This is a genomic window from Caballeronia sp. LjRoot31, from assembly GCF_964253885.1.
GTDB lineage: Bacteria > Pseudomonadota > Gammaproteobacteria > Burkholderiales > Burkholderiaceae > Caballeronia.
On sequence record NZ_CAXURX020000003.1, the window covers coordinates 571,516 to 585,458 of the forward strand.

Consider the following 13,943-nt stretch of genomic DNA (forward strand, 5'->3'; position numbering starts at 1 on the left):
ACGGTGCGCTGTGCAAACACGCCGACGGGCGTCACGCACCAGCGTGCGAAGCTCAGGAATACGTGGCAGCATTTACGTGTCGAACGTAGCGGGCCAATGGGCCAATCTCATGGAGAACACGCATGGACGATCGGAAGCTGCTGGCACGCACGGCTAAACTTGAAATTGCGTACACCGCATCCGGACCGGCCGATGGGCCGCCGGTCATGCTGGTGCATGGCTGGCCTGATGCCGCGCGAGCCTGGACGCCCGTAGCGGCGCGTCTCGCCGCGGCGGGTTTTCACACGATTGCTCCGGACTTGCGCGGCGCCGGCAACACGCGCTTTCTGTCGGCGGAAACGGTGCGCGACGGTTCCGGCGTGGCCCTCGCGCAAGACGTGATCGATCTGGCCGATGTCCTGGGAATAAATCGTTTCGATGTCATCGGCCACGACTGGGGCGCACGCGCGGCCTATACGCTGGCGGCGCTGTTTCCCGGGCGCATTGGACGTATCGCCGGGCTCGCACTGCAGTTCCAGCCGAAAGGCGCGTTCGAGTTGCCCCACTTCTCGCAGGCGCGGAAGTTTTGGTATCAATGGTTTATGGCGCTCGATGCCGCTCCCGCAGCGGTCGCCGCCGATCCCACAGGTTTCGCCCGTTTGCAATGGGATACGTGGTCGCCGCCCGGCTGGTTCGACGACGCAGAATTCGCTCGGACCGCCGCCGCCTTCGACAACCCCGACTGGGTGCCCATCACGCTCAACGGATATCGGCGGCGCTGGCGTGAGGGCGAAGCGTCCGATCCGGCGTATGCCATGCTGCGGGAAAAACTGGCGGCCATCGACCAGCTTTCGACACCGACGCTAATGATCCAGGGCGGCGCCGATTTCTGCGACGAACCGGCTTCATCGGAAGGGATGGAGGGGCACTTCACGGGCGGGTATCGGCGGATGGTACTGGACGGCGTGGGGCACTTTCCGCCCCGCGAAGCGCCGGACGAAGTGACGGCCCTGCTCATCGCGCATCTGCGCGGCGAGTAAGTGCCTGGTGAACAGAGTCACTCAACGAACATCGCCCAAGACGCGAGACCGATTTTCGACGTGAACTAAGCGCCGATGTATTCGTCCGTGGACAGCATCGTTGCATAGCCGAAGGCAAGCGCTGCCATGAAGGCCGCATGCACGTGTGCAGCAGGAACTTTGACGCCGCCGAATTCCATGTCAAGCGTAGCAACGGCATCATGTATGACCGTGGCCTTGTAGCCAAAGTCGACAGATGCCCGGGTGATGGCGTCGACACACATGTGACTCATTGCCCCGGCAATTACCACTTCTTCAATGCCGTTGGCATCCAGAATGTTCTTGAGACCGGTGTCACGAAAGGCATTGATTTGATGTTTCAAGACGACGTGTTCTCCTTCCTTATTGATTACCTGCGGAGCGATCGCGGCACCTTCAGAACCTGCGACGAAAAACGCCGCGTCGCTCTTCGGGGACTCATGGCGAACGTGCACGACGAGATGCCCCGCCGCACGCGCTGATTGAAGAAGACGCGCCGCGTTCGCGGCAGCGGCCTCGATGCCCGTCAATGTCCATTTCCCGCCTGGGAAGTAATCGTTTTGCAGGTCTACGATAATGAGTGCACGCTGGGTCATGTCTATTCTCCTGGTATTGACGAGAAACGCGATTGTTCTCTGAGACTCAAGAGTAAGCTTGCGCGACTGTTTTGCGAATTGGCAGGACTGACAAAAAACGAGGTAAAACTGACAATGGCAAAGAAAATAGCCCCCGTGGAAATAGCACTGCTGATATATCCGGGGTGCCAGCTCGCTGCCGTTCATGGGCTAACAGACTTATTCCACATTGCTGAGCGCTTATTTCAGCGGTCAAAAAGTGTCGAGCACCCGATGCTGAAGGTAAGCCACATTCAGTTTGATGCGGGCAGCTCTTCTCCACCCTGGGCAGATAGCACACCTGATTTCGTGATTATTCCGCCCTCACTCGGCGGACTGCCCATCGGCGATACTTTCGCTCCGATCGTGAAATGGTTGAACGACTGTCATGCGAGAGGCGCCGTGCTGGCGTCCGTTTGTGTCGGGACGTTTCTTCTCGCTCAGACGGGACTGCTCGCGAGGCGCTCGGCGACAACGCATTGGTCACAGGCGCAACTCCTTGCCGAGAGCTTTCCCGAAATCCACGTGGATGGTGACAAACTCCTGATTGACGATGGTGACATTCTTACGGCGGGAGGCGTGATGGCCTGGGCCGATCTGGGACTCAGGATAGTCGACCGTCTGCTCGGTTCTGCAGCCATGTTGGAGACTGCCCGTTTTCTTTTAGTCGATCCTCCGGGACGGGAACAACGTTACTACAGTGCGTTCTCCCCCAAGCTCAATCACGGCGACAAAATCATTCTTGACGTGCAGCACTGGTTACAGCAGGACAGTGCCCGCCATCCCACAGTTGCTTTGATGGCTCAGCGCGCCGGCTTGGAGGAAAGAACCTTTCTTCGCCGATTTCAGAAGGCGACCGGTCTTCGCCCGACAGAGTATTGCCAGCATCTTCGGGTGGGCAAAGCGCGTGAGATGCTCGAAACGAGTCAACAGCCGTTCGATCAGGTCGCTTGGAAAGTCGGTTACGAGGATGTAGGGTCATTCCGGAAAGTCTTCATCAAGCTCACCGGACTGTCTCCGGGGGATTACAGGAAGCGTTTTCGAACGCAAGGCGAAGGTGCCTCGCCGATTCCTTGAGTAAAGCCTGCATGAAACAGACAGAGAAAAAACCACATCGGGCAAGGGCACTTCTCTTCATGGCGGCTCCATGGTTCGACGCGCATCGACGCAACCGCGCACCGGTTACTGACCGATCTGGCTTACGGACGGAGGAATCCATTTTCCCGCCATGATCTCTGCCTTAGGCCAATAGGCACGAATGAACAGCTCAAAGTCGCCCGCTGGCGTCGGCAGCCAGTTGGCGACTTTGTCAGCGCTTGGACGCTCATGCTGCACATAGAAGGTCAACGAGCCGTCATCGCCATAGACGAGGTTCTTGTTCTTGGTGCCAACGGAGAAACGGTTGAGCTCATTCGGAGCGAAGAAGTGGGCGTCGTCGTACAGCGTTAGCGACCAAAATCCATTTACTGGCGGCGTCGCGCCCTTCGGGAAAGTAATCTGGTAGGCGTTGGCCCCATTCAGCCGCTTCTTGCTGACGTCATACTCCAGGCCGTAATAGGCGGCTTCACGGCGAGGATTGACGAAGATATTGGCCTTGGCAGCGGCCGCACGAGTGTAGTAATCCGTTCCGAACTCCGCGCCATTGATTGGCGCGACCCAACCGTTTCCAACCGGGACGCCCGCGAAAGAGTATTGATGCATCTCAGGCATCATTTCCTTGTCTGCGTCCACCGCAGCCTGCTTGAGCGTCTCGGCCACTTGCGGATTCTTGGCTGCGGCATCGAGCAGGGAAGAGATCCAGCCATAAACTGCTTCCTCTCCAGGCTGCGGTGGCACCTCCTTCATCACCGCAGGTAGTTCAGCGAAAAAAGCTTCCGGTTTGACCCATTGGGTTTCAGCGCCGCTGCCCTGTGTGCCGCCGGCCGGATCGGACAACGTCGGAATGGCCGCCCAGTCTTTGGTTTTCATCTTGCCGTCGTACTCGCTGAGAGGGTACGCCATGATCTGACTCACCAGCGGTTGGATTGCCTTACGGTCTTGCGCCGTATCATCGAGGAAGGCGCGCGGAATCACGTACGCAAGGTTCGTGGGCGATCGGAATACCCCCTTGATTCCCCTTGGCACAGTGCCTTTCCAGTTTGGCCCAACCACCATGTAGAAACCCGGCTTGGTGCCATACATCTTGCCGACGCCTCCAAGCGTGTCAGTACGCTGATCGCCGAGTTGATACACCCAAAAACGATCAGCGAAATCGGGCACCTGAAATACCGCCGGTTCCTTTTCCAGAGAGAAAAGTCCGAACCCGTAGACGACGTCCTGATTAGGGGTTGCAACGGCGCGTTCCTCGGGCTTGATGTAGTCGGTCAACATCGTGAGCCTGTTCAGCGGCGCTAACGGCAGCACGCCATCACCCAGGCCGGATTCCGGCACCTTCGAAAAAATGAGGTGACGATTGTGCATGTTCACAAGCGGCCATCCCCAAACGTAGGCGATCTTCGCGAGGTTACGAACATACGATTCCGGCATCTGCGTTCCAGCGACAGGGCCAGAGGGGATCGCCCGGCTAAGGCCAGGCACTGTCACACGCTGTGTGTCGGCGAACGAGTTCGGCGCGCATGAAAGGGCGGCCAGGATCATGGCGCCCCCTAAGAGCAGTGAACGCGGGCGGAGTAGCTGAACCTCTGACTTGACCATAGGAGTCCTTGGTTATGCATCGTTCCTTTCCCGGGATTCACCGGCCGGGGCCTGAGCAGGGCGCCGACATGCACCCGCTTTGCCAGAAGCGACGTCCATCGCAGAATGAGGATGTAATCCTGAGGCAAATTCGACCGATATCAGATTTTGTATCGCAATGCACGCGGCTCAGCTAACTTCCTGCATTTTTTTGGATTTCAGGACTGATGCCTGTGAGTCCCGCATTTAGTCCCGCGTTTCAAGAAATATTTTCTTTCGACACACACAAAGGTTCGGATATCAACTATTGGTTTAGGTCGGCGTCGTCTCATCTCGTACTCAATCAAGGGGATAAGCGAATGCAGATACACGGTGCGACCTCTCGGTAATCGACGGGACTCAACCCATACACGCTGCGTGGCCCTTAGCCAGCCATGCCTGACAATGAGGCGGTTCCAATGCAACCCGTGCTTAAGCTCACGTTTTCAGTTTGCGTTGCTTGTCTGCTAGGCTCGTGCTCCAGCTCGCCCCCGCAGTCAGGCAGTGCGGAGGCGGCCCAGCCGGCATCAATGTCAACGTCAACGTCGCACTATGAGGCCCTCGCCGACTTACCATTCGATGACGGCTATCCAACCCGGGACGGCATCAAGACGTTGCGGGACGAACTGCTATTCCAGCGCGGGGTGCAGAGTTATATTTGGGCGCTGCCGGCGTTGAATGTGTACGCCATGAAGGAAGGGTCCGAGGCGAAATTCGGCGCGGGCTACAACGTGCTGCCAATCTGGAAGCAACGCCTCAATGCCAAGACGCTGGTAACCACGCCAAATTCGGACGTGATCTATGCCATGGGCTACCTGGATCTGCACCAGGATGGCCCGATGGTCATTGAAGTGCCCCCGGGACTGCAAGGTATTCTCGACGACTTCTTTCAGCGTCCGATCTGCTCTATCGGCAAGATCGATGGCCGGCAGTGGTGTGGCGACGTCGGGCTGCCTGGGCCCGATAAGGGCAAGGGGGCTAAATATCTCATCGTGCCACCCGACTACCAGGGAAAGGTCCCGCCCGGTTATCTGGCGTACCGCTCACGTACCTACAATGTTTTCGTGTTTTGGCGCGGCTTCTTCAAGGACCCCAAGCAATTGGAAGCGCCCGTGCAAGTCATGCAACAGACGCGCATCTATCCGCTTGGAAAAGAGTCGTCGGCCAAGCCGATGCAATTTCCGGATGCATCGGGCGTGCCGGTAAACATGCTTTATCCAAAGGATGTGACAGCCTTCGATATGCTTTCTCGCTTTCTCGATCACGAATATGTTGACCCGCAGGACATGGAGATGCGTGGAATGCTCGCGGCGATCGGCATTGTCAAAGGGCAACCGTTCAAGACTGACACGCACAACCGTGAGTTACTCGACGACGCAGCGAAAACGGCCAGCAAAATCGGCCTCGCGGGCTCTTACGAGCCGCAGACAATCGTGTCTAACGGCACGTGGTACGAAGACCGACGCTGGCTCAATGTTTTCCCCGGCAATGCGACGTTCACGGGGGACACGTTCAACTATATCGACCCGCGTACTGGATTTTTTACGAACGCTTACTCGGCCAGCCCGGGCATGGCTGTGAACATGGAGAATGTCGGCGCAAAATATCCGGCCACATTCGTCGACGCGAACGGCGACTTCCTACGCGGCCAGAACAGCTATCGTCTGCGGTTACCCAAAGACGTCCCCGCCGCGCTGTTCTGGTCCGTTACGGTTTACGACTCGACAACTGCGTCCGGACTGGACAATGGTCAGCCCTTCCCTTCGATCAACACGATGGACAAGCCCATCCAGAACGCAGACGGTTCAACGGACATCTATTTCGGGCCCGAGTCACCAGGCACCGGCAAGAACTGGCTTGGAACGTTGCCGGGAAAAGGCTACTTTGTCATTTTGAGGCTCTATGGACCGACTAAAGCCTTCTTTGAGAAAACCTGGAAACCGAGCGATGTCGAAAAGCTGAACTAATGCAGCGGGATCGCGGTGAGCTTGGGACGCTCCACGCTTATGTCAAGGCGACGAGATTTGTCGGCCATTTTCGGTTGACGTATTCTCGCAGGTCAGATGTTCGGACACCCTTAACCACCGATCGCAATAACACCATCCGATGCAAGCACAACTCAGAATCGCCCGACCCGTCAGCGATCTTCCCCGGTTAGAGAGCATGTATTGCGCAGCCCTAAACCTGGTCGTGCTGGCACGATTTCAAGATCACCAGGGCTTTGACGGGGTAATGCTCGGACGTTCCGGAATGGACTATCACTTCGAGTTCACCCAGTGTCGAAAATATCCGCTATCGCCAACTCCGACGCCCGAGGATTTGCTGGTGTTTTACGTCCCGGATCGAGAAGCCTGGCAGTCAACGTGCGAGCGCCTTATCGAGAATGGATTCGTTTGCGTGACGTCGTCCAATCCCTATTGGGACGTATCGGGTCGAACATTCGAAGATCTCGATGGCTACCGAATCGTTTTGCAAAATGCGCCCTGGTCCTCCTGACGAGGTGTACTTTATTCGGGAGCTGGCTCGAGCTTTGCTCCATGCAACTTGACCAGGGAAAGACGAATTTCGGCCACTGTCAGCCACTCAACAATGCTGTATGGATCGTTGAAAATCGACTGCGACTGCGTGGCGCGGATCACGCCGTGGCGCCGCGCCAGAATTTCGCTGGCGCGGCGGCGCGTGCATTGAACTGACGGACGTCTTACCGATACCGTACAGACATCCCCAGCCTCGCGTGAGAGGCTTTGTAATACCCCGCATACACGCGTAATTCAGGTGTTTCTCTCACTGAGTCAAGTGCCCGCTGCTTTTGACAGGCTGAAGAGGGGTGGTAAATGAAAAATGATTTTCATACCACGGAGAATCGGCTACTGTGCCCCCTCCCCGAAGCGGAATGGGTGCGTCTGAAAACACAACCGGTGTCGGTTGACCCGGCGCCGGGATGGGTGGTGTACGAGGCTGGCGACCACGTCGACCACACCCGTTCGCGGCACGGTCGAAGAAGCAAGCTTCGAGCGCTTCTGGTTCTGGTCCTGTCGTGCTGCCTGAGCACGGCGCTTCGGGCGCAAAAGCCGGCATCCACCGATGCCACGCAGGCGAGCGCGAAGGCAACTCCCCGCGCCGGCCTTGACCGCTCCGGTAAAACCCGCAAGGGCAAGGCCTCATACTACGGCCAGAAGTTTTACTCAAAAAAGATGGCCGACGGTACGCGCATGAATCCGCAATCCAATGTCGCCGCGAGCAAGACTCTGCCGCTTGGCACCAAGGCCCAGGTAACGAATCTGGAAAACGGCGCCAGCGCGGTTGTCGAAATCAGGGATCGCGGCCCCTATGTCAAGAATCGAATCGTCGACGTGTCGCCCAAGACCGCCGATAAGCTCGGTTTGAAAGAAAATGGCACCGCCCCGGTCGAAGTCAAGCCTGTGGAAGTTCCGCGGCCCGACGGTAGCGTGAAGCCGGGCGCAGGCGCAGCGGAAACCCCGCGCAGCAAGTAACCGGTCGACGCTCAGGATAGCCATTCCTCATATTGAATTGGCGGCCCAATGACAACGGGGCGCTTCTCGTCGTTGGGCTTGTGAAACCGCTTCATGAGCGCATCGTCTCGCGTTGACTGTCAGCATCTTCATGGGCAATGGCCATCGCCATGGACTCCCTGTTGGACATCCTTCGACGCTCAAAAGTGAACGACCACTGAACGATGGGAGCCGCTCGGCCTCTCAGCAGAACCTGTTGCCGCTCCGCCCGGTTCGACCAATGACAGCGCTGGCCTTATGGCGCTCGCGACTTGGCATTGCGTGTCACATACCCACACTTTCCTCGATAGCTTGCTCGATGATCGATAACCCCTTATCGATCTCAGCCTCAGCAATGGTAAGCGGAGGAGCCAAGCGGAAGACATCTCCAAGTCCCGGCAACTGAACAATATTCATGTGCAAGCCGAGTTCGAGGCAGCGACGCGTGATTGCAGCGGAAAGAGCGGGGGCCGCAGTTTTCGTTGATCTGTTGCCGACGATTTCGATCCCGAGCATCAACCCGCGTCCGCGTACATCGCCGATACATTCGAAGCGGCCTTGAAGCGTCTCCAGACCGTTGCGCAAACGCGTACCGATTACACCAGCGCGTTCAACCAGGCCATCCCGCTCGATGATCTCGACGACTTTTAGCCCCACAGCTGCCGGCATTGGATCGGATACATGTGTCGTATAAAAGAGGAATCCGCGTTCATGTGCTTGATTCTCGATGTCCTGAGTCGTCAGCACGGCAGCCAGGGGAAGGCCCGCGCCAAGCGTTTTGGACAAGGTCAGGATGTCGGGCACCACGCCGTCGTGCTCACAAGCGAACATGGTTCCGGTTCTGCCCATGCCGGTTTGCGCTTCGTCCACGATCAATAGCATCCCGCGCTCGATGCACTTCGCTTTTAGCGCGCGCATATATCCTGGCGGCAGTTCAATCAAACCACCCGAGCTCAGGATTGGCTCAGCGATGAACGCCGCGAGGCTGCCGCAAGACTGCCTGTCGATCAGGTCGAATGCATAGTCGAGTTCAGCCGCCCAATCATAAACACCGTTGCGTTCGAATCGTGGCCGGTACGGATAGGGCGCCGGAATGGCAAAGGACCCCACGGCGGCCGGACCGTAACCCTTGCGGCCGGCGCTATAAGTGGCCGAAGCTGCACCGCCGGTCATGCCGTGCCACGATTGAGCGAAGCTCACGATCTCGTGCCGGCCGGTTACGAGCTTTGCCATCTTGATCGCTGCTTCGTTGGCTTCTCCACCGGTGCTGAGCAGCAAGGAACGATCAAGTCCTTCAGGCGCGATGCCGGCGAGGCGGGTTGCCAGGTCCACGACCGGCCGCGAAAGCATCCCGCTGAAAAGATGGGTGAGATTCCGTGCGCTCTCTGCGATAACTTCGGCGATTTCCGGATGAGAGTGGCCAAGTATGGCGCTCATCTGTCCAGAGGTGAAGTCGAGTATCGCCCGGCCCGTGGAATCATAGACATGGCTGCCGCTGGCACGCTCGATTATGACGGGCGAGAATGTACCGCCGTAGCGAATCAGGTGCCGCTGAGCGTTTGACCAAAAGTCCCGATCGGTTTGTGCTGACATGACGGTGTCCATGTGTGGAGGGCGGGTGCGCCGAAGGTCAATGTATGCGAACTAAACCCGTGGGTGGAAATGAAAAGTTGTGATGCCTGCCATTCGAGGAGCTGATGCCATCATGTTGCAGCTGGATTTCGATTTGCTCAGGACGTTCGTCGCCATAGCCGATGCCGGGTCCCTCACACGCGCGGCGGCGGAAGTTGGCCGCACGCAATCCGCGATCAGCATGCAGCTCAAGAGGATCGAAGAGATCGTCGATGGCGCGGTGCTGGTGCGTACCGCACGCGGCGTGGAATTGACGTCGCGCGGAGATCGGCTGTTGTCGCACGCCCGAAGGCTGGTGCGAGCACACGACGAGGCGCTGGTCGACGTGACCGGTCGCGGGCTCACCGGTTCGATCCGGCTCGGATGCCCCGAGGACTATTGCACGGAGTTCCTTCCGGCCGTGCTACGCGCAATAGCAGCGCAGCATCCGCGGGTCGCACTGGAAGTCGTATGTGCGCCTACGCCGTTGCTCGAGAAAATGCTCGATGCACGCCGTCTTGATGTGGCATTGGTATCGCTCGCGCCGGAGGGGAACCTCGAGCGGGTGATTCGCTGGGAGGATCTGGTGTGGATCGCATCGCAGGACTTTTACCACCCAAGCGATGGGCCTCTTCAAATAGCCTTGTCGGTGCCCGAAACGCTCGACCATCAGGCGGCGCGGCGTGCGCTCGAATGTGCCAATGTCAGCTACCGCGTAGCTTATGAGAGCGTCAGCAAGGATGGTCTGCTGGCAATCGTGCGGGCGGGCATTGCTGTCGCCGTGCTGACGAGAGGCGCCGTTCCTGCAGATTTGCGGATCATGCCCGATGGAGAAATGCTGCCCCCGCTTCCGCATGTTGGCATTGCCGTCGTTTCGTGCTCGGGTACAGTCGATTCGCTTCTTGTGGAGAGTGTGAAGGACCTCATGACCCGCACCTTGAAAACGATGCCGCCGCTTTCGTCATGACGGGTTCCGGTGCGGTTTCAGTTCGACTGCCTACCTCGTCCGGGCCTTCACTCGCTTTCTCGCTTCCTCGATTACGTTAACCACTTTCCGTTCGCGGGACATTGATTTCGGAGAGCTTGGACGCGGCTCCGTTCGCTCTTGGTCCGCCGCTTTCCCACCGACATCCACACGCCAGCGTCCCTTGCGACATCGGTCGCCCGTGTGCCGATACGCGATCATGACGCTCGCGGAAAAATTGCGGAAAATGCATTAATCCACTAGCATTTTGAGGATCCGCCCAACCGCCAAGGCTAATTCCGTGAAGGACATCTTCTCGCTGCGCCTCTATACCCGGGTCGCCCGGCTGGGCAGTTTCTCCGCGGCTGCGCGGGAATTCAGCCTGTCGCAATCGCAGGCTTCGCGTACTATCGCCGACCTGGAAAGCGAACTCGGCGTCAGGCTCCTGACACGCACAACACGCGCCGTCGTCCTGACCGACGCGGGTGCGCAGTTCCTGTCGCGCATCGATCCGATCCTTGTCGCGCTCGACGAGGCGGAGCAGAGCGTGCGCGAAGGCGGCGACCTGCGCGGTGTGCTGCGCATGAGCATGCCCAGCAGCGTCGCCACGCGCGCGGTGATTCCGCAACTCGCACCGTTCATGGCGCTGCATCCCGAACTGCGTGTCGAGGTGATGCTCGGCGACCGGCCTCAGGACCTGGTGCGCGACGCAGTGGACGTGGCGATCCGCCTGGGACGGCTGGTCGATTCCACGGCGACGGCCCGGCTGATCGCGACCATCGCTCGCGTCATAGTCGCTTCTCCCTCGTACCTCGATCTGCACGGCGCGCCCGATACGCCGGAGGCCCTGAACCGGCATCGCATAGTCGGCGGGCCGGCCTCAGCGGTGCCGACTGCGTGGCGCTTCACGCGCGGCCAGCACGAAATCGCGGTCGACCTCGAAGCGCACTTCTCGACCACCGAAAACGAAGGCGCCGTGGCGGCCGCGACGGCCGGCCTCGGTATCACGTCGACGAGCGAGTGGGCATGCCGTCGTGAACTGACCGATGGCACGCTCGTGCGCCTCCTACCCGACTGGCAACTCGCAGGCATACCGGTTCACGCCTACTTCCCAATGGGACGGGCGACCCGCGCAGCAGGCCGTGCGGTCGTCGAGCATCTCGTCGCCGGCTTCCAGCGCGACGAAATGGGGCTGTCCCCAGCGCTTCCCTAACAGGCCCGCACGGTTGTCTCTCATCCTCATTAATGCATCAGGCGCATAAGAGATAGCCTGATCCGGTGGCTACCGGGATCGCGGCGCGCGCTCTATCTTTCCCTCACGGCACAACCACGCAGCGATGAGGAAAGACGATGACCCGCTCGGTACGCATTCACGAATTCGGTGGACCTGACGTGCTTCGCATTGAAGACGTCACGATTGCCAACCCGGTCGCAGGTGAAGTGCGCCTGCGCATTCATGCGATCGGTCTGAACCGGACCGAGCTGACTCTTCGGTCCGGCCGTTCCCCGGTCAAACCGGCACTTCCCAGTGGCATCGGCTTTGAAGCTGCCGGTGTAATCGACGCGCTCGGGCCGGACGTGACCGGCTTTGCGCCCGGCGATCGGGTAGCGCTCGTGCCCGCCTACGGCGCCGCGCAGTATCCGCTCTATGGCGAGATGTCGATCGCCCCAGCGCGTTCACTGATCAGGATTCCCGATCAACTCGATTTCGTCGACGCAGCCGCCGTCTGGTCCGCGTTCGGCACGGCGTGGAGCGGTCTGGTCGCGGTCGGCCGCCTGCAGGAAGGGCAAGTAGTATTGATTTCCGCCGCATCCAGCAGTGTCGGGCTCGCGGCAATCCAGGTCGCCAACCGTCTGGGTGCGCGACCGATCGCGCTCACACGCAGCGCGGCCAAGGCGGACGCGTTGCGCCGGTTCGGCGCCTCCGCCGTCGTGGTGTCGGAGTCGCAGGATGTGGCGACGGAAGTCGGGCGTCTCACCAATGGCCGCGGCGCCGAACTCGTGTTCGATCCGGTCGGCGGCCCAGGCTTCGCACAACTCGCGAAAGCGACTGCGAACGGCGGCACGATGGTGCTGTACGGCGCGCTCGCGACCGATGCGACCGTCATTGCGCCATTCGATATCTTCGCCCGCGACGTGACGGTGCGTGGCGTTGCACTGACTGTTCGAATGCGCGACGACGTGCAGCTCGCAGCGATGAAGCGCTTTGTCGGCGACGGTATCGCGGATGGATCGCTGCGTCCGGTCATCGCGCGGACCTTCCGGTTCGATGAAATCGCCGACGCTCACCGCTTCATCGAAGCGGGCGAGCAGATCGGCAAGGTTGTCGTCACGCTCTAAACCTTTGGACAGCTACCTATCATGACTTTCGAATCCTTGTTCAAGCCGACCCGCATGGGCAGCCTCGATTTGCCCAACCGCATCGTGATGGCCCCGCTTACACGCATGCGTGCGAGTTCGACCGATGCGGTCCCGACCGAACTGCAGGCCGAGTACTACGCACAACGCGCATCGGCCGGGCTGATCATCGCCGAGGCGACCGCGATCAGTCCGGACGGTTACGGTTGGGCCGACACGCCAGGTCTCTGGAACGCCGCGCAGGTGCGCGGCTGGCGCAAGGTGACCGACGCCGTCCATGCGGCCGGTGGCCGGATCGTCGCGCAGTTGTGGCACACCGGCGCGATCGCGCATCCCGACCTGCGAGGCGGCGCGCTGCCGGTGTCCGCTTCCGATGTGAACGTGCAGCACGAATCCGTGACACGACAAGGCCGTGTCCCCACGGTGGCGCCGCGGCCAATGACCGAAGCCGAGATACGGCAGACCGTGGCCGATTATGCGCGCGCCGCCCGCAATGCAATGGACGCCGGTTTCGACGGCGTGCAGATTCTCGCCAACTACCTGTACCTGCTCGCGCAGTTCCTGAACCGCACGACCAACCGGCGCGTGGACCGCTATGGCGGCAGTATTGAAAACCGTGCCCGCATCCTGTTTGAAGTAGTCGAGGCCGTGCTCGGGGAGGTCGAACCGGCGCGCGTCGGCGTGAAGATCAGTCCGATGCACGAGCACGGCCCGTTCGCGGCGAACGACGAGACGCTGCCGATGGCCGAGTACGCGATCCGCGAATTGGGAGGGTACGGCTTGTCCCATCTGCTGCTTATGGGCAACACCACTGATTTCACGGGCACGCCGCTGGAACACCTGATGGACGACGGCATGTTCCGTCATTTCCGGCCGATCTATCGGGGCACGCTGATCGCGAATGTAAAGATGGACGCGGCGCGTGGCGCTGCATTAATCGACGCAGGCCTCGCGGACATGGTTGCGTTCGGGCGGCCGTATATCGCCAATCCCGATCTTGTCGAGCGAATTGCAAATGGTGCAGCGCTCGCGGAAATCGATTGGACCACCGTGTATGGAGCTGGCCCGCAGGGTTACACAGACTATCCGTCCCTGCGTTTGTGCACTGTTTGACCCCTTCAGCCTTTCAGCAAAG

12 protein-coding genes are annotated in these 13,943 nt (G+C 59.7%); 9 read left to right on the plus strand and 3 right to left on the minus strand.

The genetic code is table 11. The annotated features are described in order from the left end of the window. The first annotated feature begins 122 nt into the window (after positions 1–122). Entirely contained in the window at positions 123–1,019 is an 897-nt protein-coding gene (locus ACSQ8V_RS31320) for an alpha/beta fold hydrolase (protein WP_436208372.1), read from the plus strand. A 65-nt stretch (positions 1,020–1,084) separates the two neighbouring features. Here ACSQ8V_RS31320 and ACSQ8V_RS31325 read toward each other — a convergent pair whose 3' ends face one another. Beyond that, positions 1,085–1,633, minus strand: a complete 549-nt coding sequence (locus ACSQ8V_RS31325) for a cysteine hydrolase family protein (protein ID WP_436208373.1) — start codon at positions 1,631–1,633, stop codon at positions 1,085–1,087. Positions 1,634–1,747: 114 nt separating this feature from the next. Here ACSQ8V_RS31325 and ACSQ8V_RS31330 point away from each other — a divergent pair, with 114 nt between their 5' ends. After that, positions 1,748–2,728 (plus strand): GlxA family transcriptional regulator, encoded by a 981-nt coding sequence (locus ACSQ8V_RS31330; protein ID WP_436208374.1) that lies wholly within the window; start codon positions 1,748–1,750, stop codon positions 2,726–2,728. 105 nt (positions 2,729–2,833) lie between these two features. Here ACSQ8V_RS31330 and ACSQ8V_RS31335 read toward each other — a convergent pair whose 3' ends face one another. Beyond that, positions 2,834–4,177, minus strand: a complete 1,344-nt coding sequence (locus ACSQ8V_RS31335) for a DUF1254 domain-containing protein (RefSeq protein WP_436208375.1) — start codon at positions 4,175–4,177, stop codon at positions 2,834–2,836. Between the two features lie 800 nt (positions 4,178–4,977). Between ACSQ8V_RS31335 and ACSQ8V_RS31340 the strand changes: the two genes are divergently transcribed. The 3 genes from ACSQ8V_RS31340 to ACSQ8V_RS31350 all read left to right on the plus strand — a co-directional run bounded on the left by ACSQ8V_RS31340 (position 4,978) and on the right by ACSQ8V_RS31350 (position 7,857). After that, complete coding sequence (locus ACSQ8V_RS31340) at positions 4,978–6,330, plus strand: DUF1254 domain-containing protein (RefSeq protein ID WP_436208376.1); 1,353 nt, start codon at positions 4,978–4,980, stop codon at positions 6,328–6,330. Positions 6,331–6,469: 139 nt separating this feature from the next. Further along, positions 6,470–6,859 (plus strand): VOC family protein, encoded by a 390-nt coding sequence (locus ACSQ8V_RS31345; RefSeq protein WP_436185599.1) that lies wholly within the window; start codon positions 6,470–6,472, stop codon positions 6,857–6,859. Between the two features lie 338 nt (positions 6,860–7,197). After that, a complete protein-coding gene (locus ACSQ8V_RS31350) occupies positions 7,198–7,857 on the plus strand; it encodes a septal ring lytic transglycosylase RlpA family protein (protein WP_436208377.1) in 660 nt (219 codons plus the stop codon). A gap of 303 nt (positions 7,858–8,160) precedes the next feature. On the opposite strand, the gene ACSQ8V_RS31355 is transcribed toward ACSQ8V_RS31350, so the two are convergent. Next, on the minus strand, positions 8,161–9,468 hold the full coding sequence (locus tag ACSQ8V_RS31355; protein ID WP_436208378.1) for an aspartate aminotransferase family protein: 1,308 nt from the start codon (positions 9,466–9,468) through the stop codon (positions 8,161–8,163). A gap of 112 nt (positions 9,469–9,580) precedes the next feature. Here ACSQ8V_RS31355 and ACSQ8V_RS31360 point away from each other — a divergent pair, with 112 nt between their 5' ends. From ACSQ8V_RS31360 to ACSQ8V_RS31375, 4 genes are all read left to right on the plus strand, one after another. Next, a complete protein-coding gene (locus ACSQ8V_RS31360; RefSeq protein WP_436208379.1) occupies positions 9,581–10,453 on the plus strand; it encodes a LysR family transcriptional regulator in 873 nt (290 codons plus the stop codon). A 298-nt stretch (positions 10,454–10,751) separates the two neighbouring features. Continuing rightward, positions 10,752–11,663 (plus strand): LysR family transcriptional regulator, encoded by a 912-nt coding sequence (locus tag ACSQ8V_RS31365; RefSeq protein ID WP_436208380.1) that lies wholly within the window; start codon positions 10,752–10,754, stop codon positions 11,661–11,663. Between the two features lie 137 nt (positions 11,664–11,800). Further along, the gene (locus ACSQ8V_RS31370) at positions 11,801–12,790 is read left to right on the plus strand and encodes a zinc-dependent alcohol dehydrogenase family protein (RefSeq protein WP_436208381.1); all 990 of its coding nucleotides are present in this window, start codon (positions 11,801–11,803) and stop codon (positions 12,788–12,790) included. Positions 12,791–12,811: 21 nt separating this feature from the next. Then, positions 12,812–13,921, plus strand: coding sequence for an alkene reductase (locus ACSQ8V_RS31375; RefSeq protein WP_436208382.1), 1,110 nt, complete (start codon positions 12,812–12,814; stop codon positions 13,919–13,921). Positions 13,922–13,943 lie beyond the last annotated feature (22 nt).

What these genes read in the sequence shown, in the direction of transcription:
- ACSQ8V_RS31355 (WP_436208378.1), bottom strand. Translation starts at nt 9,468, where the DNA reads ATGTCAGCACAAACCGATCGGGACTTTTGGTCAAACGCTCAGCGGCAC.
- ACSQ8V_RS31320 (WP_436208372.1), top strand. Translation starts at nt 123, where the DNA reads ATGGACGATCGGAAGCTGCTGGCACGCACGGCTAAACTTGAAATTGCG.
- ACSQ8V_RS31375 (WP_436208382.1), top strand. Translation starts at nt 12,812, where the DNA reads ATGACTTTCGAATCCTTGTTCAAGCCGACCCGCATGGGCAGCCTCGAT.
- ACSQ8V_RS31335 (WP_436208375.1), bottom strand. Translation starts at nt 4,177, where the DNA reads ATGCCGGAATCGTATGTTCGTAACCTCGCGAAGATCGCCTACGTTTGG.
- ACSQ8V_RS31370 (WP_436208381.1), top strand. Translation starts at nt 11,801, where the DNA reads ATGACCCGCTCGGTACGCATTCACGAATTCGGTGGACCTGACGTGCTT.
- ACSQ8V_RS31345 (WP_436185599.1), top strand. Translation starts at nt 6,470, where the DNA reads ATGCAAGCACAACTCAGAATCGCCCGACCCGTCAGCGATCTTCCCCGG.
- ACSQ8V_RS31330 (WP_436208374.1), top strand. Translation starts at nt 1,748, where the DNA reads ATGGCAAAGAAAATAGCCCCCGTGGAAATAGCACTGCTGATATATCCG.
- ACSQ8V_RS31350 (WP_436208377.1), top strand. Translation starts at nt 7,198, where the DNA reads ATGAAAAATGATTTTCATACCACGGAGAATCGGCTACTGTGCCCCCTC.
- ACSQ8V_RS31325 (WP_436208373.1), bottom strand. Translation starts at nt 1,633, where the DNA reads ATGACCCAGCGTGCACTCATTATCGTAGACCTGCAAAACGATTACTTC.
- ACSQ8V_RS31360 (WP_436208379.1), top strand. Translation starts at nt 9,581, where the DNA reads ATGTTGCAGCTGGATTTCGATTTGCTCAGGACGTTCGTCGCCATAGCC.